The sequence below is a fragment of the Sinorhizobium fredii USDA 205 genome (genome assembly GCF_001461695.1).
Lineage (GTDB): Bacteria > Pseudomonadota > Alphaproteobacteria > Rhizobiales > Rhizobiaceae > Sinorhizobium > Sinorhizobium fredii.
Genome location: NZ_AUTC01000189.1, coordinates 137,056 through 160,423, shown reverse-complemented (window position 1 = coordinate 160,423; position 23,368 = coordinate 137,056). Strand labels below are relative to the sequence as shown.

The following is a 23,368-nucleotide window of genomic DNA, read 5'->3' as shown; positions in this document are numbered from 1 at the left end:
ATTCTTCTCCGTTGCTTTGAGGTGCCGAAGGGTGCGGCACCTTGGTGACGGGTTTCGCTGTCGCGAATCGAGCCTTGATGTTGCGGCGGAGCAATGCTCCCGTTGCACGGCTATCGCTCAGGTTCAAGGCGGAAAGCGCTGTTCGGCGGCAATTTGCATATCCTCCCTCCTGAAACCCCGTTTCAGGCTTTGTTGCTGGATTCCGATAGGAGAAAAAAATGAGTGAGAATACGCTCGGTACGAGCAACGAACTCCTGGTTGAGCTGACGGCGGAAATAGTTGCCGCCTATGTGAGCAACCACGTGGTTCCGGTTGCCGAGCTGCCGACGCTGATTGCCGATGTCCATTCGGCGCTCAACAACACGACGGCTCCTGCGCCGGTGATCGTGCCGGTCGAAAAGCCGAAGCCGGCGGTCTCCGTCCGCAAGTCCGTGCAGGATGACCAGATCACCTGCCTCGAGTGCGGTGGCACGTTCAAATCGCTGAAGCGCCATTTGATGACCCACCACAACCTCTCGCCGGAAGAGTATCGCGAGAAGTGGGATCTGCCTGCGGACTATCCGATGGTGGCGCCGGCTTACGCGGAAGCCCGCTCGCGTCTCGCCAAGGAAATGGGGCTTGGGCAGCGTCGCAAGCGTCGCGGCAAGTAAACGGACCTGCCCGGCAACCGGACGGGCGAATCTCGGGCACGGTGAACCCATGCCCGAATGGCGGCAGAGTACTGTTGTCTAAGTGGAAGCCGGGCTGTCTCAGTCCGGCTTTTTGGCGCTGCGATCTGTCCGATCGACAGCCGGCGTGTCGCTACTACAGCGCCGCGCGCCTTATCAGGCGCGCAAAGGTCGCTGTAGCGCTTTGAATTACTGCATGTCTCCTTAAATCGAGATCGATTTAAGGAGACATGCAGTAGTGCGACGAGGTCACGCCGGCAGGCGTGTCTCGGCCTCGCCCTTGATTCTCCGGATCATCGAGCGCAGGCCATTGGCGCGTTGTGACGAGAGGTGCTCGATAAGGCCGATCCTGCCGAAAGTGTCGAGCGCGTCGATCCTGGCGATCTCGGAGGCGCTCTTGCCCGAAAAGATCGCGAGCGCGATCGCCACCAGACCGCGGACGATATGCGCGTCCGATTCACCCTCGAAGGTCAGGACCGGGTCATCCCGATCACCCGACGTATGGGTCACCAGCCAGACCTGGCTGGCGCAGCCCTGAACCTTGTTCTCGCTGGTCCTCGAGGCTTCCGGCATCTCCGGCAGGCTCTTGCCCAGTTCAATCACGTAGCGGTAGCGGTCCTCCCACTCGTCGAGAAAGGCGAAGTCGTCGATGATCTGGTCTAGTGAAACCATGGCTGATCCGAATGTGGCGCTCTTGCGGTCGACTGTCGCTCGCCGGCGCCTGCTTCCGTCCCGGGCCGCAAAGGCCGAGGATTGCGTTTATCCATTCATATAGGGGATGCGGGCCGCAAAGAGAACAGCCCGTGGCGTCCGAAAAGATTTCAATCCGCTGAGGGCTCGATACGAGAAAACCGCCGCCAGGGACAGCGTCTTCGCGGCGCGTAGTCGGCAGTTGAGGCTTTCCCGGCAAAACTGTCCTACTTGGCCGCGGCCGCCTTGGGGTCGAGGCGCTTTTCCGGCACGGGCGTACGCTTGAATACCGGCATGGCCTCGGTGGCAGGCTCTACGGTCGAGAGGTCCTCGGCAGGCACGGTGCCGGTCATGACCTTGGCGTCGGGCGTCCCGGTCCCGGTTTCGGCGAATTGGCTGTCCAGGAACTCATAGGCGATGCGGGCACCCTCACGGGCACGGTGGCCGAGAGCGACGAAGGTCTCGGCACCTTTCTCGCAGACGTCCGGCTTCTGGATGCAGATCGCGCTGACATACTGGAAGGCCTCGTTGGCAGCCGAGAAGGTGTCGCCGATCTCCATCTTCGGTCCGTTTTCAAGCTTGGCGCTGCTCGAGGGGTCGAGGAAGGGCAGCAACACAAGCACCAGCGAAAACCAGAAGGTCGCCTTTACGAGAAACCACATGTTCTGCCCATCCTCTGTCAGGCCGCCGCCTCCGGTCTTTGAGCCGGATTTGATGTCCTCGGCATGCCTACGCCTTAGTTGTCTCGTTCCCAGTGGCAATGTTGCCGTGCTCTGGGCCCGTCCTGTGAGCGACAGTAGAACGGGAATCACAAGACGGGTTTTCCAGAAATGCAGGGATTCGTTTCAAATTTTAACGAACTGGACGAATCTGGCATGCCCGGCGGGCACTTGTCGGGCATTTTAGCGACCGCCGTTAAGGTTCGTGGCAAGCGGGGTGCCGCCAGGCCCGCGCCGCTCGACACCGCGGCCGACGCGTTCCGCCCAAATTGTTAACAGGAAGCAGAAAATCCACCAAAATCCGCCGCTTACGCCGCGTTAACCACAAGAGACGAAGCTCACCCGAACTGCGTCGAAATGGGAATTTTCGGCCATTTCGCCTGCCCGCGCGGGGGCCGCGCTTATTCTTTCATTAAGTCGGGAGTGCGAGATTCGGACCATCACGAGGCGGTCCGATCTACCGCTTGCGAAACATGCAAGGACCGTGGGTCAGCCTCGCAAAAACAATAAAGGTGGCAGGGCAAGGCGTGAGTGTATTGCGTAACATGGCTGGCATATGGGCATCCCGCGTGGATGAAGCCGCCGCAGCGTGGTTGCCGCGCCGTCCGGATGACTCTGCGCAACGCCATGATTTCAGACGGCTGCGCACCGTAGCTGCCGTCTCTTTGACTGCGCTGCCGATCGTGCCGCTCGCCCTGTCTGCGGTCCTGCCGGTGTCCGTGGCACTGCCGGCGGGGACGGCGCTCTGGGCGTCGGCCTCTTTGCTGGCCGCGGCCGCTAGCCTTGCAGCGTGCCGCATCGTGCCGGCGTTCGCGACGACGGAGCCGTCGAGCGGGAGCGATCTGCCTGATCTTTCTGCGGCCTATGATATTTTCGCCGGCCTTGTCACGGTTCATGATCCGCGTGGGCAGGTGCTGTCCGTTCACGGTCGCGATGCCGCCGATCACCTGAAGTCGATGCGCGACCCCCGCGGACGCGGATTTATCGAACAGATTTATGTGTCCGACCGCATCAGCTTCCTGAAGGCGATCGATGCGTTGCGCCAGGGCGGCGCGTGCTCGGCGGTCGACATTCGCCTCGAGCGCCTGTCGGTTTCCGCCGATGGCGCGCAATTCGTGCACATGCGATGCGAGATGACTCCCGTTCGCGATGCCGAGGGACGCCTGATGGCAATCGTCGCCCAATCGTGCGACGTCTCGACCGAGGCCCGCTTGCGGGCGGAAGCCGCCGCCAAGGCGGCGCATGCGGAATCGGCCAACGATGCCAAGACGCGGTTCCTGGCCGCGGTCAGCCATGAGTTGCGCACGCCGCTCAATGCCATTCTCGGCTTTTCGGATGTTCTTGCCGGAGAGTATTTCGGCAAGCTGGAGAATGACCGGCAGCGCGAATATGTTTCGTTGATTCACCGCTCCGGCACGCATCTGCTCTCCGTCGTCAATACGATGCTCGACGTGAGCAAGATCGAAGCCGGCCGCTACGAACTGGTGCCCGAGCCCTTCCGAGTCGCCGATGCAATCGCCGCCTGCGAAGCGATGCTGTCGCATCAGGCGCGCGAAAAGGGTGTGAGGCTCACCAGCCGCGTGACGCGCTCGGTGGGTGAAATCAACGCCGATCAGCGCGCCGTCCAACAGATCCTCATCAATCTCGTCGGCAATGCCGTGAAGTTCACGGACAAGGGCGGCCTTGTCACCGTCGATGCGGAAGTCGACGGTACGATGCTGAAGTTGACCGTCAGCGATACCGGTATCGGTATTGCCGAGGATAAGCTGGAAATGCTCGGCCAACCTTTCGTCCAGATTCAAAATGACTATACGCGCCGCTATGAGGGCACCGGTCTCGGCTTGTCGCTGGTCAAGGGGCTCGTCGAATTGCATAGCGGCGGGATTTCGATCCGCAGTTCGGAAGGCGAGGGGACGGTGGTGGTGGTTACCCTCCCGCGGGACGGTGCCGGGATTGACGAGCAGAGCCCGATGAGCACGCGCGGGACAGTGGAGTTTCCGCCGCGATTGAAGGAGCGCGACGAAAAGGCGGTCGATTTGCCAGTGCAGACAGAGGCCGGAACAGTCAAGGCCGGAACAGTCAGGGAAAGGCGACATGACGCCGCGCAAGCGAAAACAGCCTGAGCGCAAACGGGGCGGGCGGCCGCGGCAGGGCATCGCATTGCGCGGATTGGCGCTCGCGGGCCAGGGCCTCGGACGTTGCGCCGTGCTTGCCGGCCGGTTGATTGCGCACCATCCGGTCGGAGCCGGCGGGTTGACGGCCTTCGCCGTTGTCTTCAGCTTCGTCGCAGCGAACGCTATGTGGTATCAGCATGGCAATCATCCCTCGCCGCTTTTGCGCACCCGAGTTCCGCTGGTAGGCCCCGAGGTCGCCGAGCGCTTGGCCGCCGCCAATGGCGAGGCCGTCGAGCCGCGCAAGGTGACGACCTTCGTCATCGAGCGCGAAGGCGCGACCAAGACGGACCAGGTCAAGGACGCAGCCGCCGCGCAAGGGGAATTGTCCGAGCAACAGCCGCCGCGGCTGACGGAGACCGTATCGGACGGCGGCGCTGCCCTGCCGTCGGCCCTTGTCGCCGACGTCCAGAAAGAACTTGCCCGGCTCGGCCTTTACGACGCCACGCCGGACGGCCGCAGCGGCCCAAAGACCGCATCCGCCATTCTTCGCTTCGAACAGCAAGCCGGTCGCAGGGAGACCGGCATGGCCAGCCCCAATCTCCTTCAGGTGCTCCGGGCGGCGAAAGGTTTCGAAACGGCCGTTGCAGCGCCGGCCAATCGCCCCTATTCCGATCCGAAATCGACGCCGGCCGAAGTCGATCCCGTCGCCGCCGCAATCCGCACCGCGGAAGGGGATGCAACGCTCATTCCGCGTGCCGAGGTCCCCGTATCGAACGAACTGGTCATGAATATTCAGAAGGGGCTGAGCAATCTCGCTTACGCCGATATCGTCGTCGACGGCGTCGCCGGCGATCAGACACGGGCGGCGATCCGCCATTTCGAGAAACACTACCGGCTGCCGCAGACCGGCGAACCGAATGGCAAGGTTCTCGAGAAGTTGAAGGAAATCGGCGCGCTCTAAGGCAAAGACCGAGAGGCTGTGCGATTTGCAGCCACCCGTGCGGTCATTTGCATATCGACCAGTGCGCGTGTATCTGCCTCGAATGCGTGTGAAAACCCACATCTTCGTCGCCTCGCTCCTGCGCCGCGTTTTCGCGAGCGGGGGCTACGTGGCAGTGCTGCGCAAGGGAGCGGAAGAGGCAGGAGCGATCTTCATTCGCCACCGCACCCGCCTCGGGACTGAGACACTCTATGCGCCGGCGCCGCAGAGCTTCTTCGAGGAGGACGGCGATAGTATCCGCAAGTTCGAAGTCCGGCTGCGCGACGCGGAGGCAGAAACTATCGATGGCGCTCTCTCGTCGGAAATCCGCTTCGACCCCGATTGCTGGATCGTCGAGATCGAACTCGACGATTGCAGCGATCTACTGGAGGTCGTTACGGACACTGGCGCCGGTCGTTGAGTGCAAGTACCGGAGGTGCCCGGGCGGACGGACTGTCAGTTTCGCCCGAAGTTTCGCTTGGATTGCGCCGCGTTTGCAGTGGGCGACGCCGTGGTACGAATCTCCTGCCGACGTGCATCGGATGGTCGATTCTCTGCGAGGTGGGCTTCGTGCCGGACCGGCCTCGCTGCTCCTTGTCCATCAGCGCGCAGCCAGGATTCGACACGTTCCACGCTCGCCCTGCGTTCGATGCTCCTGATCAGCGCCTCGGCACGATTGCCTGAGCCGAGCCTGTCGGAAAGATCCGGGTAAAGAGCCAGAAGCAAGGGGACAAGATCCCGGTCGGGAAAGTCGAGCGCCAAAAGTGTAACGGCGAGCTGTTGGCCGGAAACATCCAGGAGGATTCTTTCGGCAAGTGCGGGGCTGGCTCCCAGGGCGTCGGCAAGAGCCGTCGCGAAGAGCACGGCTTCGCCACTGCGGGCGAACCGCATGAGCAGGGCCTGATGCAACTCGTCGATCGGCTGGAGGCGTGGCCCGTCGTAGAGAAGCTTGGAGCCGGCACGCGCCAGCGCCCTGATGTCCTCGCGCAGCTTGTTTTCGCGGGCCGCACGTTCGGATGAGGGGTGGTCGTCGGTAGCGGCCGCTGGAGGCGACGCGGCCGTGTCGGGCTGAGGCACATCGCTGCGAGGTCCCGCGGCGGTGAACTGATGGTGCTCGACAAGGGCCTCGACGACCGACGGCGAAAGGTTCTCCCGGTGCGCGATCGCGTTGGCGTGGGCGGGGCCTTGCTGGCGGAGGATCGACAGCAGCGTCCGGTCTGGGATCGCTTTCGACCGGGTCAGAAAGATGGCGGCGATCGAGATCGGCATGCTGCCGATCAGCAAAGCAACCGATTCGGGCACATGGCCGCATTGCGACAGGGCGGCGGCCGCCTGCCGGCGCGCTTCGTTGCTGGAACTGAGGAAAAGCGGTTCGAAAAGCTCGGCGAACTGTTTCAGGTCGGACTTGCGCGGGACGCGAAGGCTCTCGAAGCCGGTGACGGTCGCCATCAGCACGACGTCCTTCAGCCGGCCCGTCTGCGGCCTTTCCAACTCACGAAACCGGTTTGTCACGACAAATCCCAGATGCAAAAGCATGACGCCATAGCCGACGGCTCGGAACGGCACACGTCTCAAAAAATAGATCGAAATCGTTAGCGTAGCATTAACTATGGACCTTGAGGCTTTATTCAGGCTTGCGGCATCCGCGTGACGGATGATTGCCAGGGGTCGCCATCACGCCGACCTTAAGAGCTAGCCTTAAAAACTCCACATGCCGCCCTATTCCTACTTTCGACGGTGAAGGGCGATTTGCCCGCCGAAGGCAAGGAACAGGGCTAACGCCCTGCCGATGGGAGAAGTATCTGTGAGGAAAGCATTCTTGCGCGCGGCGGCCGTTTGTGCGCTCGCGCTCATGCCGTTCGTTGCCGAAGCTGCGGAGGGTTTTGCCACCGCCAATGTCAACATGCGTTCGGGCCCGAGCACCCGCTACCCCGCCGTCACCATTATCCCGGTAGGTGAATCGGTGGAAATCCACGGATGCCTGGCCGACCGGCCCTGGTGCGACGTTTCCTTCTATGACGGCCGCGGATGGGTGGCCGGGCAATATGTGCAGGCCCTCTATCGCAGCAATCGGGTCTATGTGGAACCGGAATACTACCGGCCGCTCGGAATCCCGACGGTCGTCTTCGAGTTCGATCGTTATTGGGACCGCAACTATCGGGGACGCGATTTCTATCGTGAGCGCGATCGCTGGCGGCGCGGGCCCGATTGGGCCGAAGAACGCGACCGGAATTGGCGCCGCGAAGAGGAGCGCCGGGATTGGCGGCGCCGCCAGGCGACGGACGACGGCGAATGGGAGCGCGAGCAGGATCGCCGACAATGGGAACGCCAACAGGCCAGAGACCGTGAGCGGGCGAGAGAACGGCAAGAGGCGAGAGAACGCCAGCAGTGGCAGCGGGAGCGGGAACGCGAGCGTCCGGAGTGGCGGGACCGCCGCGACGACGGACGACGGGAAGGCGGTTCCGCCGAGAACTACCAAGGAGCTCGCAAGGAAGAGCGGGCGCGCCAACTCCGTGAACTGCGGCGGGACGGGGAAGTCAGAACGGTTCCGAAGTGCGTTTTCAACGATTTCGCCTGTGAAAACGACTGACATGCGACGCCTTCTGCGGGAGCGGCGCGTCGCACCCGTGATGGCGGCTAATCCGACTACGGTTGCCGGACGGCGGGCGGCGGTTTTGCCGCCCGCCCTTTTTCTTGTCCGCCTACAGCGCCGCGCGCCTTGGCGCGCAAAGGTCGCTGTAGCACTTTGAATTGCTGCATCTCTTTGTCCTTAAATCGAGGTCGATTTAAGGAGACATGCAGTAGGCGAAACTTCGCGGGAACCAATCCCTTTTCGACGCGTTGATTTCGCGCGACAGGCAAGGAGCGGAGACAATGGCGGAAAAGAAGCTGGCAGCGGTGGGTGCCGATATGGAGATCGAAAAGACTGCGGCAGACACCCAGATGGAATTGCAGGCCCAGGTCGCGGAGTTGAGGACTGAGATCGTCCGGCTGACGGAGACGGTTTCGGCTATCGGCAGCGGCGCCAAGGCGGTCGTACAGGGGGAGGCGGAACTGATGACGGAACGGCTCAGGGAGCGTGTCCGCGATGACCCGATTTCGACGCTGCTGACCGTCGCGGGGGTCGCGTTCCTAGTCGGCCTGTTTGCGAGACGCTGAAGGCTCCATCGGCGCGCATTCTAAATACCACCAGAAATGGCAATTGCGCTTGGTTAAGACGTCGTGGTCTGGATTAAGATATGGTCAACCGGGCTATGGCTCAATCGAAGCGGGCGGGCTATTATTGGTTCGCATCTGATGTGCATCGAAACTGGAGATCCGGGTAACCGGAAGAAGGAGTAAGTTGAGAACGGCGCGTCTGTCCGGGTTTTCCGGAAATGCGCCAGCCCGCAATCGGGCAGGGTGAAATCTGTGTTCATCCGTCTCATTGAAGTTTGGAGACGAGCATGGCAGACGTAATCAGATTGCAGGACCGCAAGGTGAAGATGCCGCGACGGCGTCCCGTCGCCGCGGGAAGCGCCAAGGTGTTGTTCTTTACGGGCATCCGTTACGAGCGTCTCGACGGGCGTGGCCCGCAGCCGAACGCCCCGACGGGACGGCAGGTCAAGAAGCAGTAGCCGAACCGGCGTAACCGGCTCACATGCCGCGGGTTCTCTGAGGCTCGGCGCTGCACGGTTCGTTCGTCCCTTCAACTCCCGACATTCTCATCATTGGCGCCGGAACGGCGCGCAGCTCGATTCCGTCAGGAAGTCGCGGACCTGCTCCTCGAAACTGTCGAGCGGCGCCAGGGCGCGCAGGACGGCATAACCCTCTTCATCCTTCATCTCGATCATGATCGATTGGGCGAGCGCCTCCGGTGGCGACTTGCGGAGCTCCACCAATTGGATCGGTGTGGCGACGACGAGATCGAGATCGCCGTTGACGGCAGTCTGGTCGTTCATGCTGAAAACTTCGTTCGACCCGCTGTCGAAGATCGACAGCGACCAGAAAGGCACGTCACCACGGGCGATGAAACGTGCCGGCCCATCCGCGACCGAGAAGCTGCAGACGGCGGTGCGCAGGAAGGGGTCGCTATTGTCCAGCCCTGTCGGACCCGGCTCGGCCGCGAGCGGAAAGAAACTGTCCATTTCGAGCAGGCCGAGGACACGCGTATAGGCGTCGCGGCCGGTGAACTGCGGCAGGGCGAGGACGATGACGATGTGAAGGAGAGCGGCGCCGACGAGCCCGACGAGGAAGGTGAACAGGACCCTACGCATTCCCGCACCCCGTCTTGACGATCTTCGGCATGGCGAGGTCGATCAGTCCGGAGGAGCCGGCCGTCGGCGTATCGAGCAGGGTCAGGACGAGCTGGAAGTTTCCCGTGTGGCGGATGGCGAGCCAGTTGTCCCGCTGTGCCATCGGTGAGGCGTGAATGACGAAGCTGCTGTCCTTGGCGCGCAGTACCGTCCACGAGTTGATCGCCGCAGGTATTTCGGCTCCCGGTCGCAGCGTCGCGCCGTCTGTGGTTGCGGTATAGAGCGTCCAGAAACGGGCCGGGGGCGTCATCCCGGAAATGTCATAGGAGCAGGCGGCTGAAAGGCGCGCACCGGTATCGTCGGTGGCGGCCGTGAACTTCAATCCTTCTGCGCCGCCATAGAGCAGGTCCCCGACGCGAGCGCGGTGCGCCTTTGCATAAGGGTCAGCCGCGACGGTTTGCGCCTCGGGGAAGGCAATCCAAGGGCCGATCGCGATCGATCCGAAGCCGACGGTCGCCTTCAGGGCCCATATGGCCGACGTAATGCCGCCGCCGAAGGCGACGATGAGTGCGAGGGCGACAAGGAAGGGAACGCGGAACAAAGGCGGGCTCTATCGAATGATGTCTCGTTTATCCTGCCGGCAGTGAATCGATTGTGCGGCGATGGTCACTGCATGTTTCCTTTAATCGTAGCCGATTCAAGGGCAAAAACATGCAGCAATTCAAAGTGCTGCAGCCACCTCTGTGCGTCTGGTAAGACGCACGGCGCTGCAGGCCGCCAGAGAACGGATTTGTCGTGGCGAAGTCAATTCTTCGCGGCATTTGTCACCCGAGGCATCGCTGGCGTTTCCTCAGGTTCGAGCACCGCCACCCGGCCGCCGCCCTTTTCCCTGGGTTTCAGCGGGGACGCCTGTTCGAACGTTTTGCCGATCGACTTCAGGAGTCGGGTTACGTCGGCGGACAGCGATCGGGGTCGGACGAGCGGTGGCAAGGCGTTCTCATCCGGCTCCGCAACGGCCTCCGGCTCCTTTGGCGTTTCGGCCGGCGGAGCCTCGATGCCCGGGATTGCCCGGTGCTCGATGCCCTGTTCGGCATAGTCCATCAGCCGTTTGAAGGTCATCGCCGGCAGGGAGCCACCGGTCATCTCTTCGGTGGACGTGTAGTCGTCGTTGCCGAACCAGACGGCCGTCGTGTAGTCGCCGGTGAAGCCGACGAACCAGGCGTCGCGATAGGCTTGCGTCGTTCCCGTCTTGCCGCCCGTGACGATCCCGTTGCTCAGCGCGGCCCTGCGACCGGTTCCGATGACCGGGATTTGGGTGAGGATTCGGTTCATCGACGAGATGGCCTGCTCGCTCAGAACCCGTCGCGCCGGCGGCGCGTCGCGGCCGAAATCGTAGAGGATGTCGCCGTCATAGTTCAGGATCTGGCTGATGCCGTGGCGGCGGGACTCCAATCCTCCGGCGGGAAAGACGGCATAGGCGGTTGCCTGATCGAGCACGGTCACTTCGGACGTGCCGAGCGGCATGGTCTTGTCGGTGCGGATCGGCGTTTCTACGCCCATCCTTTTTGCCGTTTGGGCGATAACGTCCGTGCCGAGCTTGTCCTTGGCGAGACGGACCGGAACAGTGTTGATCGACCTCGCCAGCGCGTTCATCAAAGTGACGCGGCCGGCATACTTGCGGGCGTAGTTCTGCGGCGACCAGCCGCGCCAGGTGATCGGCGCGTCGACGACGACTGTCTCCGGCGTCATGCCTTTCTCCATGGCCGCTGCATAGGTATAGACCTTGAAGGATGAGCCGGGCTGGCGGAGCGCGCGGGTGGCGCGGTTGAACTGGCTTTCGCCGTAGTCGCGACCGCCGACCATGGAGCGCACGGCACCGCCGTTCTCGATCATGACCAGAGCGCCCTGCTTCACCTTGTAGCTTTCACCATATTGCCGGAGGCTCGATTCGATCGATTCTTCCGCCGCCTGCTGCAGCCCCATGTCGATCGTCGTTCTGACGATGAGCGAATGCTGCGCGAAGGGGGCGGCAATGCGCTGCACCTCATCGAAGGCCCAGTCGAGGAAAAAGTCCGGTGCCTTGACCTGGGCGCGATCGATGATGGTCGCCGGATTGAGGCGGGCGGCGAGCACCTGGCCCTCGGTCATCAGGCCACCCTGGACGAGATTGGACAGCACCTCGTTGGCGCGGGCGCGCGCCGCCGGCAGGTTGACGTGCGGCGCGTATCGCGCCGGGGCCTTGAACAGCCCGGCCAGCATGGCGGACTCGGCGAGGTCGACGTCGGTGATCGCCTTGCCGAAGTAGAACTGGGCCGCCGCGGCCGCACCGAACGTGCCTCCGCCCATATAGGCGCGATCGAGATAGAGGCGGAGGATTTCCTTCTTCGAGAGATTGGATTCGAGCCAGACGGCGAGAAAAGCTTCCTTGATCTTGCGCTCGATCGTCCGCTCGTTGGAGAGGAACAGGTTCTTGGCAAGCTGCTGCGTGAGCGTGGAGCCGCCCTGAACGACGCCGCCGGCGCGGGCGTTTTCCGTCATCGCGCGAGACAGGCCGAGGAAGTCGATGCCCCAATGGTCAAAGAAACGGCGGTCCTCCGTCGCCAGGACCGCCTTGATCAGGTGATCCGGGAGTTCGTCGATCGGAACCGAATCCTCGTGGATGATGCCGCGATGGCCGATCTCGTTGCCATAGCGATCGAGAAAGGTGACGGCGAAGTCGCTTTGCGCCCGCCAATTGCCCTTGGTTTCCTCGAAGGCCGGGAGCGCCAGCGCAAGCATCAGCACGGAGCCGGCGGTGCCCCAGGTCATCCCTTCGCCGAGCACCTCGAAGAGCGCCTTCTTCCAGCCGCGCATGCGAAAGCGACGGAAGAAGATGGTGGTGTCTTCCCACCATTCCGCCAGGCGGAATCCGGCATTCCACACCGTCGAATCGATCCAGGAATCGATCCGCAGAAAGAAGTGTCGCTTCTTCGGCCGGTTTTCCTCTTTCCTCGGTTCCTGCACGGCGTTCATATCCCGAAGCTTCCTTGCCTAGACGAGGATATTTGCACGGCGCGAAAATCCAATCTACTTGCATATCGCGCCGCCGGCCTTAAAAAACCGGCAATTTTCTGCAAACTGTCCATGTCGACGTGGAAGTGACGAAAGTGTGACGTGATGGGCGAAATGCCTTTCTGGAAAATGAAGAGCCTCGACGAAATGAGCAACGCCGAGTGGGAAAGCCTCTGCGACGGCTGCGGGCTCTGTTGCCTCAACAAGCTGGAGGATTGGGACACGGGCGAAATCGCCTGGACCTCGATCCGCTGCACGCTGCTCGACGGCGAGAACTGTCGCTGCAAGGATTACGAAAATCGACAGGCGACCGTGCCCGACTGCGTCCAGCTGACCCCAAAGGCGGTGCGGGAGATAAGCTGGCTGCCGCCGACCTGCGGCTATCGCCTGGTCGCCGAGGGACGCGACCTTTACTGGTGGCACCCGCTCGTCTCCGGCGATCCGGAGACGGTGCATGCTGCTGGAATCTCGGTGCGCGGACGCACTATCGCCGAGGACGGCATCGAAATCGAAGACTATGAGGATTATCTGGTTACCTGGCCCCTGGAAGTGGGCCTCGAACCGGCCGAGTAGCGCGGTCGTCAGTGGCCGCCGTTTTTCCGTACTAGGCTCTTCGGGGCGGCATTTCTCCAGGCCGTCTCCAGCGACTGGCGGATGAACTCCTCGTCGGCGTCGACGAAATAGAGCGATGTCCAGCCGCGCGCACCCCAGCCGCCGGGAACGGCGGCACAGACGCCGGGCTCCATTTCGAGCAGCATGCGCTGCTGATCGGGTGTCAGCTTGAAGACGGCGCGGCCCGCCTCGGGCAGGGTCATGAAGATGCGCTTGCCCACGCGGAAGTCGCGCGTTCCGAAATGGGCGTTTTCCTGCGTTCCGGGAAGGCTAAGCGCCAGCTTTTCGATCTCTTCGGTTAGCATCCGAAAAGAGTAGCACGAAATCGGCAATTGACAAAAACCCCGCCAGCCATCCGGCGGCGGCGCGAAATGAGTGCTGTCGATGGGTGGAGACCGCCAACTCTCGGCGGATGATTGCCGAGAAGCAGAAGTTACTCAGCGGGCAAAACGGGCTTTTGAGCAGTTTCGCTGGCCACGCGCATTTCACGCCACTCGCTCTCGAAACGGTCGAGCAGCGACTGTGGAATCCTGGACTGCGGCGATACGGGCGGCTTGTTCGCGAGTGTCTGCATCCGGTCCTCCTATGCGAGACGGTTGGGATGGGCGGACCATTTCATAACGTAAATGCTTTGTAAATCAGCTGGTTAAACTATTTAAACGATTGAAAAATCTTTAAATCGATTAATTTTCGCTCATCCACACATAGAGGAATGCTGACGACTGGAGGACGTTCGAAGGGCGGCGGAGAACGTGCAATCACGCAGGAAATTCCGCGACGGTCGGTTCGCGAGAACGAAAGAAGAGCCGAAAAGAGATCGTCTTCAATGGCTTGCGAACAGGACTGGATTCGCCTTCCGAGCTTCCTCATCCGCCTTGCGACGATCCGGAATCGACTTCTGAGAAAAGCGCCCCAAGCGATTCGGCCGAATCGCCGATCAGCGAGCGGTGAGGCCGCGGCTCAGTCGCAAGCCGCCGAACGGCTACCCGATCAGTGTGCCCCAAAGATCTTAACGGATCGCTGACCTTCGTCGGGCGTGGAAGCATTGCAATCCCCGGTGGATTCTCGGCGCGGCGTGTCGGGATGTCGCGCATTGTCGCGGCCGACATTCATTTGCCATTCAGCCTCTATCGGCTAATGATTTTGCCATGATCTTCCCTAGTCGAAAGTGCGTTCATGTCTTCATCAGTGACCATCGTCGCGCTCGCCGCAGGCCTCGCAGGCTTTTCGCTGCCTGCCGTTGACGTGCCTACGGTTGTTGTCCGCGCGGCCGGTGACTGCAGCGCTGCGGCGGCGCAGGTCGTCGCCGAGACGGGCGGCGAATTGCTGTCCGCCCAGCCGACAGCCGATGGCAAGTGCGTCGTGACCGTGCTAATCCCGGGCAATGGAGGGCGGCCGAAGAAAGTGACGGTCAAGGTGCCGATGTAGGCATCTGCGGCGCCCGTCAGCAAAGGGAAGTAAAATGCGCATCCTGATAGTCGAGGACGACGTCAATCTGAACAGGCAACTGGCCGAAGCGTTGAAGGAAGCCGGTTACGTCGTCGACCAGGCCTATGACGGCGAGGAGGGCCACTATCTCGGCGACGCAGAACCCTACGATGCGATTATCCTCGATATCGGCCTGCCGGAAATGGACGGGATCACCGCGCTGGAAAAGTGGCGCGCCGACGGCAAGACCATGCCGGTGCTGATCTTGACGGCCCGCGACCGCTGGAGCGACAAGGTGGCGGGCATCGATGCCGGTGCCGATGATTATGTGGCGAAGCCCTTCCATGTCCAGGAGGTGCTCGCCCGCATCCGGGCGCTGATCCGTCGCGCCGCAGGGCATGCCAGTTCCGAGATCGTCTGTGGCCCCGTCCGCCTCGACACGAAAGGCTCGAAGGCGACCGTCGGCGGCGTTGCACTGAAACTGACCTCCCACGAGTTCCGACTGCTCTCCTATCTCATGCACCACATGGGCCAGGTTGTTTCCCGCACGGAACTCGTCGAGCACATGTATGATCAGGACTTCGACCGCGACTCCAACACGATCGAGGTCTTCATCGGCCGGCTCCGCAAGAAGATCGGCAATGACCTGATCGAAACGGTGCGCGGTCTCGGATATCGGATGCAAGCACCCGGCAATGGCCATTAGATCCCTCACGGCGCGCGTTCTGGCGGTTTCGACCGTCTGGGCTGTCGTTGCCCTCGTCGTGATCGGAGTGGTCATCTCGGCTCTCTACCGGCAGGGCTCCGAGCGTGGCTTCCAGGACCTGTTGCGCGCCCAGCTCTACAACGTCATCAATTCGATCTCCGTTGACGAGAAGGCCGCCCTGACCGGCAGTCCCCAGCTCGGGGACCTGCGCTTTTCCCAGCCTCAGACCGGCTGGTACTGGATCGTCGAGCCGATTGGCGAATTCGATACGCCGCCCTTGCTGTCGACGTCGCTCGGTTCCGCAAAGCTGCCGATCGTCAGCGTCGACGAGGTTCCATTCGACATTCGCTACGAGCGCTTCTACACGACCGAGGACCCGTTCGGAAACGAGGTCGAAGTGGCCGAAACAGAAGTCGTGCTCGACATCCAGGGCCACACGGCGCGCTTCCGGATTGCGGGCAACCGCGACGTCCTGGAGGCGGACATCGACCGGTTCACCCGCAACCTGACGATCGCGCTCTCCATCTTCGGCCTCGGCGGGCTTGGGGTGAACGCCTTGACCATTCTCTTCGGCCTCAGGCCGCTGGACCAGGTCCGCCGCTCGCTCGAAAAGATCCGCACCGGCCAGAGCGAGCGCCTGGACGGTGCATTTCCCCGCGAGATCCAGCCGCTTGCCAACGAGGTGAATGCGCTGATCGACAGCAACCGCCGCATCGTCGAACGTGCCCGCATGCAGGTTGGCAATCTCGCCCACTCCCTGAAGACGCCGATTGCCGTGCTGCTCAACGAGGCGCGTGTTCTGGAAGTGCCTCACGGCGAACTGATCAGGACGCAGGCGGACGCGATGCAGACCCAGGTCCAGTCCTATCTCAGCCGTGCCCGGATCGCGGCGCAGCGCGGATCCGTTCTGGCGAGGACCGAGGCCCAGCCGGCTCTCGAAAGGATCGTTCGGGTGATGCGGCGGCTCAATCCGGAGATGCAGTTCAGCCTGTCGATCAATCCTCCGGGGCTGGTGCTGGCCATGGAACAGCAGGATGTCGAGGAAACCGTCGGCAACCTGCTCGAAAATGCCGCGCGATACGCGCGTGACCACGTCGTACTCAGCGTCGAGCCCGCCATCGATCAGGCGCGCAGCAAGGAGTCCGGCCGCGAATGGATCGTGCTGCGGATCGACGACGACGGCCCGGGGCTCGATCCGGATCAGATCGCATTGGCGATGAAGCGCGGCAAGCGGCTCGACGAAAGCAAGCCCGGTACCGGGCTGGGACTGTCGATTGTCAGCGAGATCGTCGGTGAATATCAGGGCACCGTCGAGCTCAGTCGACGCGAGGAGGGGGGCTTGAGAGCCAAGCTCGTTCTGCCGGCTGCGGTCTAACGCGGAGCGAGAAGCTTTCGGTTCAGATCCGGTCGGTCCCGGTGGTCATCGTGATCCGGCGGTCACACCGGCAGTCGAAAATACCCCGTCCTGCACGGCGCGCGGTTGCCTAGCACGGCCGGGGGTGCAAAAAGAAATTCTGAAAGCGCCGCCGTTTCGAGGCCATCGCCGAGATGCAAGCGGCGCCCGGTCAATGAGGGTTGAGTTGTCGCGTATCATGAGGATTAACGCAGAAATGGGCCGGGCCGTTGCTCTGGGAGGCAGGATCGTGGTTGTCGCATCGACTGTTGCCCTTGCCGGCTGCGGCACGACCGGCGGCGGCAAAGGTGGGGCGGCCGTCGCGGGACTTGGCGCGGCCGCTGCGGGCGGAGCGTCGTCTGCGGCCTATATCGAGGCGCTGCAGGGCGGCGTCATAGCGCGCCTCGACAATATCGAACTCGGCAAGTCCGACCGGCAGCGCGCCCTCGAGGCGGAGTATCGCGCGCTCGAGGCCGCCCCCGGCGGCCAGCCGGTGGCATGGGAAGGGCGCGGCGTGAGCGGCTCGGTTGTCGCCGCCGCCCCCTATCAGGTCGGCTCTCAGAATTGCCGTCAATACAGTCATACGGTCGTCGTGAAGGGTCAGTCATCGACGGCGCGCGGCGCGGCATGCCGCAACAGCGATGGCACCTGGTCGCCGTTGACCTGAGGCGAATGCGGCGCCTCCGACCGGCCGTGCCGCCCTTTCCAGCTGGCATCGCTTGCGGCGAAACGCCTCAAATTTCCGTCATTTTCGGATTTCGAGTTGGAAAGCCGGGAACCTCATAGTATTTCGCATCCATGTTGTTCTGGATTCTTGTCGCCATCTTGACGGCGGCTGTTACAGTCGCGCTTGTCCTCCCGCTGATGCGGGCGGCATCGCCCCTTCCGTCTCCTCACAGCCATGACATCGAGGTCTACCGCGACCAGCTCGACGAACTGGCGAGGGACCGCGAGGCCGGGCTGATCAGCGGCGCAGACGCGGAACTCGCCAGGGCGGAAATCGGGCGCCGCTTGATTGCCGCCAGCGCCGCCGACGCATCCAACGCGGAAAGCGTCTCCAAGCGGCGCGGTTCGAAACGCCTGGCGCAGGCGTTCATTCTCCTCTGTCTTCCGGCCGTCGGGCTCTGTCTTTACTTGACGACGGGCAGTCCTGGCGTGCCGGCGCAACCGCTCGCGGCGCGGCTCGCCAATCCCGGAGAAGACATCAATATCCTGATCGCCAAGGCCGAAAATCATCTGGCCCTCAACCCCGACGACGGGGCAGGATGGGACTTGCTCGCCCCGATCTACATGCGCAATGGCCGCGTCGACGATGCGGTCGCCGCCTATGACCGCGCCATCCGACTGCTCGGACCGACCGCAGCCAGGCTGGGCGGCCATGCCGAGGCCTTGATCGTACAGTCCGGCGGCCTTGTGACGGCGGCGGCACAGGACGCCCTGAAGCAGGCGCTGGCTCTCGATGCCAATGATCCGCGCTCGGAGTTCTATCTCGCCCTCGGTCTCAAGCAGGAGGGAAAGCATGGCGATGCGCTCGCCGCCTTCCGCAAGCTCGCCGGCACGTCGCCTCCCGGGGCGCCGTGGTTGCCGCTCGTCAACCAGCATATCGCCGAGCTTACCGCCGGCGAGCCAGGTGCCGGCGGCCAACCGCTCGGAAATCCGACATCCGAGGATATCGCCGCCGCCGAGGGGATGAGCGCTGGCGATCGTCAGGCGATGATCCGCAGCATGGTCGACGGTCTCGCCGGCCGGCTGAAGGAAAATCCGGACAACTTCGAAGGCTGGATGCGGCTGATCCGTGCCTATGTTGTCCTCGATCAAAGAGACAAAGCCCAGGATGCGCTACGCGACGGACTGCAGGCCTTTCCAGCCGGCGCCGACGAGGGCAAGCAATTGCTTGCTCTCGGCCGCGAACTCGGTATCGATGGCGGCGGAGCGAAACAATGACGCGCAAGCAGAAACGGCTGGCGATCATCGGCGGCGGGGTCGGCTTTCTGACGGCCGCCGTCCTTCTGGTGATGTTCGCCTTCAGCCAGGCTGTCGCCTATTTCTATGTGCCGGGCGACCTTGCAAAGGCGAGTCTTGCGCCGGGCACACGCATCCGCCTGGGCGGGTTGGTCGAAGCGGGTTCGGTGAAGCGAGGCGATGGCAAGACCGTCACCTTCAGCGTGACCGATACGCTCGCGGCGGTGCCGGTGACCTATACCGGCATTCTTCCTGACCTCTTTCGCGAGGGCCAGGGCGTCGTGGCGGAAGGGTCTTTCGTCGCCGGCAGCCCGGTTTTCGTTGCCGATACGGTGCTCGCCAAGCATGATGAGACCTACATGCCGAAGGACGTGGCCGATCGCCTGAAAGCGCAGGGCGTCACGCTCGGCGGGAAGGAAAACATTCAATGATCATCGAGCTCGGACACTATGCGCTGGTGCTGGCGCTCGCGACCGCGCTCATCCAGTCGGTGCTGCCGCTCGTCGGCGTGCGGCGCGGTGATCGGGCCTTGGTCGAGCTGGCGGGCACTGCCGCAACCGTCTCCTTCCTGCTCGTCGCCTTCTCCTTTGCGGTGCTGACCTTCGCCTATGTGACCTCTGACTTCTCGGTCAGGAACGTCTGGGAGAACTCGCATTCGCTGAAACCGCTGATCTACAAGATCTCCGGCGTCTGGGGCAATCACGAGGGCTCGATGCTCCTGTGGCTGTTGATCCTCGTCTTCTTTTCCGCCCTGGTGGCAAGCTTCGGTCGCAACCTGCCCGAAACCTTGAAGGCCAATGTTCTGGCGGCCCAGGCCTGGATCGCCGCCGCCTTCACGCTGTTCATCCTGCTAACGTCCAATCCTTTCGCGCGCCTCGTTCCCGCCCCAGGCGAAGGCCGCGATCTGAACCCCGTCCTGCAGGATATCGGTCTCGCCATCCATCCGCCCTTGCTCTATCTCGGCTATGTCGGCTTTTCCGTCTGCTTCTCCTTCGCGATCGCCGCGCTGGTCGAGGGCCGGATCGATGCGGCCTGGGCCCGCTGGGTCAGGCCCTGGGCCCTGGCAGCCTGGACATGCCTGACCGCGGGCATCGCCATGGGCTCCTACTGGGCCTATTACGAGCTCGGCTGGGGCGGCTGGTGGTTCTGGGATCCGGTCGAGAACGCTTCCTTCATGCCCTGGCTGGCCGGGACGGCGCTCTTGCACTCGGCGCTGGTCATGGAAAAGCGCGAGGCGCTGAAGATCTGGACCGTGCTGCTGGCGATCCTGACCTTCTCGCTGTCGCTGCTCGGCACGTTCCTGGTGCGCTCGGGCGTGCTGACATCGGTTCACGCCTTCGCCACCGATCCGACGCGCGGCGTCTTCATCCTGGCGATCCTCGTCGTCTTCATCGGCGGCGCGTTGTCGCTCTTTGCATTCCGCGCCTCGCATCTGAAGTCAGGGGGACTCTTCGCGCCGATCTCGCGCGAAGGCGCGCTGGTGTTGAACAACCTGATCCTGACGACGGCAACGGCGACCGTGCTGACCGGCACGCTTTACCCGCTGGTGCTCGAGGCGCTCACCGGGGACAAGATCTCGGTCGGCGCGCCGTTCTTCAACATGACCTTCGGCCTGCTGATGCTGCCCTTGCTCTTTGCGGTTCCCTTCGGGCCGCTGCTGGCCTGGAAGCGCGGCGACATCGCTGCGGCCTCGCAACGCCTCTTCGTCGCCGTAGGCGCCGGTCTGCTGTTCGCTGCCGCCGTCTACTATGCCAGGAATGGCGGACCGGTTCTCGCCGTCCTCGGCATCGGGCTCGGCGTCTATCTGATCCTCGGCGCCATCACCGATGTCGCGCTTCGCTCCGGCCTCGGCAGGGTGGCAGGCAGCGTTGCCTGGCGGCGGTTTCTGGGCCTGCCGCGCTCGGCCTTCGGCACGGCGCTCGCTCATATCGGTCTCGGCGTGACGCTGATCGGCATCGTCGCCGTGACGGCCTACGAGACGGAGACGGTCGTCGAGATGAAGCCGGGCATGCTCGTCGATGCCGGCGGCTACAGCTTGCGTTTCGATGGCATGCGCCAGGGCCACGGACCGAACTATACCGAGGACACCGGTCACTTCACCGTCAGCCGCGGCGGTGTAAAGGTCACCGAGATCTGGTCGTCCAAGCGCCTCTATTCGGCGCGCCTGATGCCGACGACGGAGGCCGGCATCAGGACCTTCGGCCTCAGCCAGCTCTATGTTTCGCTGGGCGACGGGATGACCGACGGCGGGATCGTGGTGCGTATCTGGTGGAAGCCGCTGATCCTGTGCATCTGGGGCGGCGCTCTCGTCATGATGGCGGGCGGCATCGTATCCCTGAGCGATCGGCGTCTGAGGGTGGGCGCTCCATCGCGCGCCACGAAAGCGGCGCGGCTTGCCGCGGGGGCCGCGGAATGATCCGGCTCCTGGTCGCGCTGTTCCTTTGCGTCGTTTCCGTCGCGCCGGCCTTTGCGGTCAACCCGGACGAAGTGCTTGCCGATCCGGCGCTCGAAGCGCGGGCGCGGGCGATCTCGGCCCAGCTTCGCTGCATGGTTTGCCAGAACCAGTCGATCGACGATTCCAACGCCGAACTCGCCAAGGATCTCCGTTTGCTTGTGCGCGAACGCCTGAAGAGCGGCGATTCCGACGAGGCGGTGATCGCCTATGTCGTCTCGCGCTACGGTGAATTCGTGCTGCTGAATCCCCGTTTCGAGGCTAAGACGCTGGTTCTCTGGGGCATGCCGGTCCTCCTGCTCGTCCTTGGCGCGCTCACCCTGGTCGTCGCCGCGCGCCGGCGCGGCGCGCGGCGGGCGGGCGCACCGCTTTCCGACGACGAAAAGGACGAGCTGGACAAGCTGCTCCGGCCGTAAGGTTCGTCGGTCCCGTCGGAAATTCTTGAAAGTTCAAATAGTTGAAGGAGCGGTTCGCTGTCCGGTCGAGCGGATCCGTGGATCGAATACGAACGTCTTCGCCCGCTCCGTCGAAACATTACCAAAAATTCATCTTCCGGACAGAACCCAGTAAGGTCCCATCCGTTACACCTTGCGTCATCGGCTGTTCCTCCAGTCACAGCCAAACGAGCGGGTTCCGGGCGGTTCGCCCGGATACCTCACTCGTGGTCAAAGTTTCGAAGCTGTCCGCCTCCCGGCGGCGGCTTCACGCAAGAGAGAAGGCAAAACGAATGTCCATGATCAATACTCCGCGTCCCTCGCTGAAGACCGTCCTGAAGACCTCCACGGTTGCCGGTCTTGCAGCAGTCATGCTGACGACAGGCCTGCCGGCGCAGATCACCCAGTCCTTCGCCGAGGCGGTCAAGGTGCAGGCCCCTTCTGTTCCGAGTTTCGCCAACGTTGTCGACGCTGTTTCCCCGGCGGTCGTTTCCGTTCGCGTCCAGGCGCGGGAACAGGCGTCCAACGACGAAAGCAACTTTACCTTCGATTTCGGTGGCCGCGGTTTTGAAGACCTGCCTGACGACCACCCGTTGAAGCGCTTCTTCCGTGAATTCGGCGGTCCCGATTCCCGTGACGGCGATCGCGCCGATCGCTGGCGGGATCGTCACGGTCCGCGTGGGGAAGGTCGTCTGCGCCCGAGAGCCCAGGGCTCCGGCTTCTTCATCACCGAGGATGGCTACCTCGTCACCAACAATCACGTCGTTTCCGATGGCTCCGCCTTCACGGTCATCATGAACGACGGAACGGAGCTCGATGCCAAGCTTGTCGGCAAGGACAGCCGCACCGATCTTGCCGTTCTCAAGGTCGATTCAGCCAACCGCAAGTTCACCTATGTCAGCTTCGCCGATGACAAGAATGTCAGGGTCGGCGACTGGGTGGTCGCGGTCGGCAATCCCTTCGGTCTCGGCGGCACCGTGACGGCGGGTATCGTCTCGGCACGAGGCCGCGACATTGGCTCCGGTCCCTATGACGACTATCTGCAGGTCGATGCGGCGGTGAACCGCGGCAATTCCGGCGGCCCGACGTTCAATCTCTCCGGCGAGGTCGTCGGCATCAACACGGCGATCTTCTCGCCGTCGGGCGGCAATGTCGGCATCGCCTTCGCAATTCCTGCTTCGGTGGCGAAGGATGTCGTCGACTCCCTGATCAAGGACGGTTCCGTTTCGCGCGGCTGGCTCGGCGTTCAGATCCAGCCGGTGACGAAGGACATCGCCGAGTCGCTCGGTCTTTCGGAAGCGAGCGGTGCCCTGGTCGTCGAGCCGCAGGCAGGTTCGCCCGGCGAGAAAGCCGGCATCAAGAAGGGCGACATCGTGACCGCGCTCAACGGTGAGCCGGTCAAGGATCCGCGCGATCTCGCGCGCCGGGTAGCGACGATGCGTCCGGGAGCCACCGCCGATGTCACCCTCTGGCGTGACGGCAAGTCGCAGAGCGTCAAGCTCGAGATCGGCACGCTGCCGGAGGAAGCCAAGGCGACCACACCGGACACGAGCGACGAGCAGACGGACCCTGGTCAGGCCGGCGAAGAGGCCTTGGCCGATCTTGGCCTGGCGGTCACCCCTGCGGAAGACGGCAAGGGTGTCACGATCGCCTCCGTTGACCCGGATTCGGATGCTGCTGATCGCGGCCTGAAGGAAGGCGAGAAGATCGTCTCCGTCAACAATCAGGAAGTGAAGACCGCGGACGACATCCTGAAGGTGATCAACAACGCCAAGAAGGACGGCCGCAGCAAGGCGCTCTTCCAGATCGAAGCCGACGAGGGCAGCCGTTTCGTGGCGCTGCCGATTGCGCAGGGCTGAGATGCGGCGATAGCAAGACACCGGGAGCGGGCGTGCGTTCGCCGCCCGCGCCCTGGCCGATGACGA

Annotated in this window: 25 protein-coding genes; 17 read left to right on the top strand and 8 right to left on the bottom strand. The window is 63.1% G+C overall.

The genetic code is table 11. From position 1 onward, the window contains the following. The first annotated feature begins 218 nt into the window (after positions 1–218). Complete coding sequence (mucR, locus tag N181_RS27425; RefSeq protein ID WP_014327705.1) at positions 219–650, top strand: exopolysaccharide biosynthesis transcriptional regulator MucR; 432 nt, start codon at positions 219–221, stop codon at positions 648–650. 267 nt (positions 651–917) lie between these two features. Here mucR and N181_RS27420 read toward each other — a convergent pair whose 3' ends face one another. Continuing rightward, positions 918–1,340, bottom strand: a complete 423-nt coding sequence (locus N181_RS27420; protein ID WP_014327706.1) for a SufE family protein — start codon at positions 1,338–1,340, stop codon at positions 918–920. 245 nt (positions 1,341–1,585) lie between these two features. Then, positions 1,586–2,020: a DUF5330 domain-containing protein gene (locus tag N181_RS27415; RefSeq protein ID WP_037391281.1), complete on the bottom strand. Its 435-nt coding sequence runs from the start codon at positions 2,018–2,020 to the stop codon at positions 1,586–1,588. A gap of 602 nt (positions 2,021–2,622) precedes the next feature. Here N181_RS27415 and N181_RS27410 point away from each other — a divergent pair. The 3 genes from N181_RS27410 to N181_RS27400 all read left to right on the top strand — a co-directional run bounded on the left by N181_RS27410 (position 2,623) and on the right by N181_RS27400 (position 5,591). Next, positions 2,623–4,200 (top strand): sensor histidine kinase, encoded by a 1,578-nt coding sequence (locus N181_RS27410; RefSeq protein WP_037391278.1) that lies wholly within the window; start codon positions 2,623–2,625, stop codon positions 4,198–4,200. Then, positions 4,172–5,152: a peptidoglycan-binding domain-containing protein gene (locus N181_RS27405; RefSeq protein WP_014327709.1), complete on the top strand. Its 981-nt coding sequence runs from the start codon at positions 4,172–4,174 to the stop codon at positions 5,150–5,152. The genes N181_RS27410 and N181_RS27405 overlap by 29 nt, the downstream gene beginning before the upstream one ends. Positions 5,153–5,234: 82 nt before the next feature. After that, a complete protein-coding gene (locus tag N181_RS27400) occupies positions 5,235–5,591 on the top strand; it encodes a DUF1491 family protein (protein WP_014327710.1) in 357 nt (118 codons plus the stop codon). A 35-nt stretch (positions 5,592–5,626) separates the two neighbouring features. Here N181_RS27400 and N181_RS27395 read toward each other — a convergent pair whose 3' ends face one another. Further along, positions 5,627–6,706 carry a DUF2336 domain-containing protein gene (locus N181_RS27395; RefSeq protein ID WP_037391296.1) on the bottom strand — a complete coding sequence of 360 codons (1,080 nt, stop codon included), beginning with the start codon at positions 6,704–6,706 and terminating at the stop codon, positions 5,627–5,629. Between the two features lie 268 nt (positions 6,707–6,974). Between N181_RS27395 and N181_RS27390 the strand changes: the two genes are divergently transcribed. From N181_RS27390 to N181_RS34195, 3 genes are all read left to right on the top strand, one after another. Beyond that, the gene (locus N181_RS27390; protein ID WP_014327712.1) at positions 6,975–7,760 is read left to right on the top strand and encodes an SH3 domain-containing protein; all 786 of its coding nucleotides are present in this window, start codon (positions 6,975–6,977) and stop codon (positions 7,758–7,760) included. A gap of 284 nt (positions 7,761–8,044) precedes the next feature. Then, a complete protein-coding gene (locus N181_RS27385) occupies positions 8,045–8,329 on the top strand; it encodes a lipocalin/fatty-acid binding family protein (protein ID WP_014327713.1) in 285 nt (94 codons plus the stop codon). Positions 8,330–8,616: 287 nt separating this feature from the next. After that, positions 8,617–8,787, top strand: coding sequence for a hypothetical protein (locus N181_RS34195; RefSeq protein ID WP_014327714.1), 171 nt, complete (start codon positions 8,617–8,619; stop codon positions 8,785–8,787). Between the two features lie 90 nt (positions 8,788–8,877). Here the strand turns inward: N181_RS34195 and N181_RS27380 are convergent, their stop codons facing one another. The 3 genes from N181_RS27380 to N181_RS27370 form a co-directional block, all read right to left on the bottom strand. Then, a complete protein-coding gene (locus tag N181_RS27380) occupies positions 8,878–9,426 on the bottom strand; it encodes a DUF1254 domain-containing protein (RefSeq protein WP_014327715.1) in 549 nt (182 codons plus the stop codon). After that, positions 9,419–10,006 (bottom strand): DUF1214 domain-containing protein, encoded by a 588-nt coding sequence (locus N181_RS27375; RefSeq protein ID WP_014327716.1) that lies wholly within the window; start codon positions 10,004–10,006, stop codon positions 9,419–9,421. Before N181_RS27375 ends, N181_RS27380 begins: the two co-directional genes overlap by 8 nt. Positions 10,007–10,209: 203 nt before the next feature. Next, the gene (locus N181_RS27370; RefSeq protein WP_014327717.1) at positions 10,210–12,417 is read right to left on the bottom strand and encodes a transglycosylase domain-containing protein; all 2,208 of its coding nucleotides are present in this window, start codon (positions 12,415–12,417) and stop codon (positions 10,210–10,212) included. A 144-nt stretch (positions 12,418–12,561) separates the two neighbouring features. On the opposite strand from N181_RS27370, the gene N181_RS27365 reads away from it, so the two are divergent. After that, positions 12,562–13,029 carry a YcgN family cysteine cluster protein gene (locus tag N181_RS27365; RefSeq protein WP_014327718.1) on the top strand — a complete coding sequence of 156 codons (468 nt, stop codon included), beginning with the start codon at positions 12,562–12,564 and terminating at the stop codon, positions 13,027–13,029. Between the two features lie 8 nt (positions 13,030–13,037). Here N181_RS27365 and N181_RS27360 read toward each other — a convergent pair whose 3' ends face one another. Together N181_RS27360 and N181_RS34190 are read right to left on the bottom strand one after the other, a co-directional pair. Continuing rightward, positions 13,038–13,373: an MmcQ/YjbR family DNA-binding protein gene (locus N181_RS27360; RefSeq protein ID WP_037391277.1), complete on the bottom strand. Its 336-nt coding sequence runs from the start codon at positions 13,371–13,373 to the stop codon at positions 13,038–13,040. Between the two features lie 128 nt (positions 13,374–13,501). After that, complete coding sequence (locus N181_RS34190; protein WP_167331210.1) at positions 13,502–13,642, bottom strand: hypothetical protein; 141 nt, start codon at positions 13,640–13,642, stop codon at positions 13,502–13,504. 602 nt (positions 13,643–14,244) lie between these two features. Here N181_RS34190 and feuN point away from each other — a divergent pair. The 9 genes from feuN (at position 14,245) to N181_RS27315 (ending at position 23,302) form a co-directional block, all read left to right on the top strand. Beyond that, positions 14,245–14,496 (top strand): two-component system FeuPQ modulator FeuN, encoded by a 252-nt coding sequence (feuN, locus tag N181_RS27355; RefSeq protein ID WP_014327721.1) that lies wholly within the window; start codon positions 14,245–14,247, stop codon positions 14,494–14,496. 34 nt (positions 14,497–14,530) lie between these two features. After that, a complete protein-coding gene (gene feuP, locus N181_RS27350; RefSeq protein ID WP_014327722.1) occupies positions 14,531–15,202 on the top strand; it encodes a two-component system response regulator FeuP in 672 nt (223 codons plus the stop codon). Next, the gene (locus N181_RS27345; protein ID WP_037391275.1) at positions 15,192–16,577 is read left to right on the top strand and encodes an ATP-binding protein; all 1,386 of its coding nucleotides are present in this window, start codon (positions 15,192–15,194) and stop codon (positions 16,575–16,577) included. Before feuP ends, N181_RS27345 begins: the two co-directional genes overlap by 11 nt. Before the next feature lie 235 nt (positions 16,578–16,812). After that, the gene (locus tag N181_RS27340; protein WP_014327724.1) at positions 16,813–17,262 is read left to right on the top strand and encodes a hypothetical protein; all 450 of its coding nucleotides are present in this window, start codon (positions 16,813–16,815) and stop codon (positions 17,260–17,262) included. A gap of 131 nt (positions 17,263–17,393) precedes the next feature. Next, positions 17,394–18,539: a c-type cytochrome biogenesis protein CcmI gene (gene ccmI / locus N181_RS27335; RefSeq protein ID WP_014327725.1), complete on the top strand. Its 1,146-nt coding sequence runs from the start codon at positions 17,394–17,396 to the stop codon at positions 18,537–18,539. Beyond that, positions 18,536–18,988 carry a cytochrome c maturation protein CcmE gene (gene ccmE, locus N181_RS27330; protein ID WP_014327726.1) on the top strand — a complete coding sequence of 151 codons (453 nt, stop codon included), beginning with the start codon at positions 18,536–18,538 and terminating at the stop codon, positions 18,986–18,988. Before ccmI ends, ccmE begins: the two co-directional genes overlap by 4 nt. After that, positions 18,985–20,973: a heme lyase CcmF/NrfE family subunit gene (locus N181_RS27325; RefSeq protein ID WP_037391272.1), complete on the top strand. Its 1,989-nt coding sequence runs from the start codon at positions 18,985–18,987 to the stop codon at positions 20,971–20,973. The genes ccmE and N181_RS27325 overlap by 4 nt, the downstream gene beginning before the upstream one ends. Then, positions 20,970–21,425 (top strand): cytochrome c-type biogenesis protein, encoded by a 456-nt coding sequence (locus N181_RS27320; protein ID WP_037391270.1) that lies wholly within the window; start codon positions 20,970–20,972, stop codon positions 21,423–21,425. Before N181_RS27325 ends, N181_RS27320 begins: the two co-directional genes overlap by 4 nt. 311 nt (positions 21,426–21,736) lie before the next feature. Next, the gene (locus tag N181_RS27315; protein WP_014327729.1) at positions 21,737–23,302 is read left to right on the top strand and encodes a Do family serine endopeptidase; all 1,566 of its coding nucleotides are present in this window, start codon (positions 21,737–21,739) and stop codon (positions 23,300–23,302) included. The last annotated feature ends 66 nt before the right edge of the window (positions 23,303–23,368 follow it).

Bases quoted from the DNA above. Each gene is read 5' to 3' on its own strand.
- ccmE (WP_014327726.1), top strand. From the start codon at position 18,536: ATGACGCGCAAGCAGAAACGGCTGGCGATCATCGGCGGCGGGGTCGGC.
- ccmI (WP_014327725.1), top strand. From the start codon at position 17,394: ATGTTGTTCTGGATTCTTGTCGCCATCTTGACGGCGGCTGTTACAGTC.
- N181_RS27325 (WP_037391272.1), top strand. From the start codon at position 18,985: ATGATCATCGAGCTCGGACACTATGCGCTGGTGCTGGCGCTCGCGACC.
- N181_RS27395 (WP_037391296.1), bottom strand. From the start codon at position 6,706: ATGCTTTTGCATCTGGGATTTGTCGTGACAAACCGGTTTCGTGAGTTG.
- N181_RS27385 (WP_014327713.1), top strand. From the start codon at position 8,045: ATGGCGGAAAAGAAGCTGGCAGCGGTGGGTGCCGATATGGAGATCGAA.
- feuN (WP_014327721.1), top strand. From the start codon at position 14,245: ATGTCTTCATCAGTGACCATCGTCGCGCTCGCCGCAGGCCTCGCAGGC.
- N181_RS27345 (WP_037391275.1), top strand. From the start codon at position 15,192: ATGGCCATTAGATCCCTCACGGCGCGCGTTCTGGCGGTTTCGACCGTC.
- N181_RS27315 (WP_014327729.1), top strand. From the start codon at position 21,737: ATGTCCATGATCAATACTCCGCGTCCCTCGCTGAAGACCGTCCTGAAG.
- N181_RS27340 (WP_014327724.1), top strand. From the start codon at position 16,813: ATGGGCCGGGCCGTTGCTCTGGGAGGCAGGATCGTGGTTGTCGCATCG.
- N181_RS27400 (WP_014327710.1), top strand. From the start codon at position 5,235: ATGCGTGTGAAAACCCACATCTTCGTCGCCTCGCTCCTGCGCCGCGTT.
- N181_RS27360 (WP_037391277.1), bottom strand. From the start codon at position 13,373: ATGCTAACCGAAGAGATCGAAAAGCTGGCGCTTAGCCTTCCCGGAACG.
- N181_RS27410 (WP_037391278.1), top strand. From the start codon at position 2,623: ATGGCTGGCATATGGGCATCCCGCGTGGATGAAGCCGCCGCAGCGTGG.
- N181_RS27380 (WP_014327715.1), bottom strand. From the start codon at position 9,426: ATGCGTAGGGTCCTGTTCACCTTCCTCGTCGGGCTCGTCGGCGCCGCT.
- N181_RS27405 (WP_014327709.1), top strand. From the start codon at position 4,172: ATGACGCCGCGCAAGCGAAAACAGCCTGAGCGCAAACGGGGCGGGCGG.
- N181_RS34190 (WP_167331210.1), bottom strand. From the start codon at position 13,642: ATGCAGACACTCGCGAACAAGCCGCCCGTATCGCCGCAGTCCAGGATT.
- N181_RS34195 (WP_014327714.1), top strand. From the start codon at position 8,617: ATGGCAGACGTAATCAGATTGCAGGACCGCAAGGTGAAGATGCCGCGA.
- N181_RS27415 (WP_037391281.1), bottom strand. From the start codon at position 2,020: ATGTGGTTTCTCGTAAAGGCGACCTTCTGGTTTTCGCTGGTGCTTGTG.
- mucR (WP_014327705.1), top strand. From the start codon at position 219: ATGAGTGAGAATACGCTCGGTACGAGCAACGAACTCCTGGTTGAGCTG.
- feuP (WP_014327722.1), top strand. From the start codon at position 14,531: ATGCGCATCCTGATAGTCGAGGACGACGTCAATCTGAACAGGCAACTG.
- N181_RS27320 (WP_037391270.1), top strand. From the start codon at position 20,970: ATGATCCGGCTCCTGGTCGCGCTGTTCCTTTGCGTCGTTTCCGTCGCG.
- N181_RS27365 (WP_014327718.1), top strand. From the start codon at position 12,562: ATGGGCGAAATGCCTTTCTGGAAAATGAAGAGCCTCGACGAAATGAGC.
- N181_RS27370 (WP_014327717.1), bottom strand. From the start codon at position 12,417: ATGAACGCCGTGCAGGAACCGAGGAAAGAGGAAAACCGGCCGAAGAAG.
- N181_RS27420 (WP_014327706.1), bottom strand. From the start codon at position 1,340: ATGGTTTCACTAGACCAGATCATCGACGACTTCGCCTTTCTCGACGAG.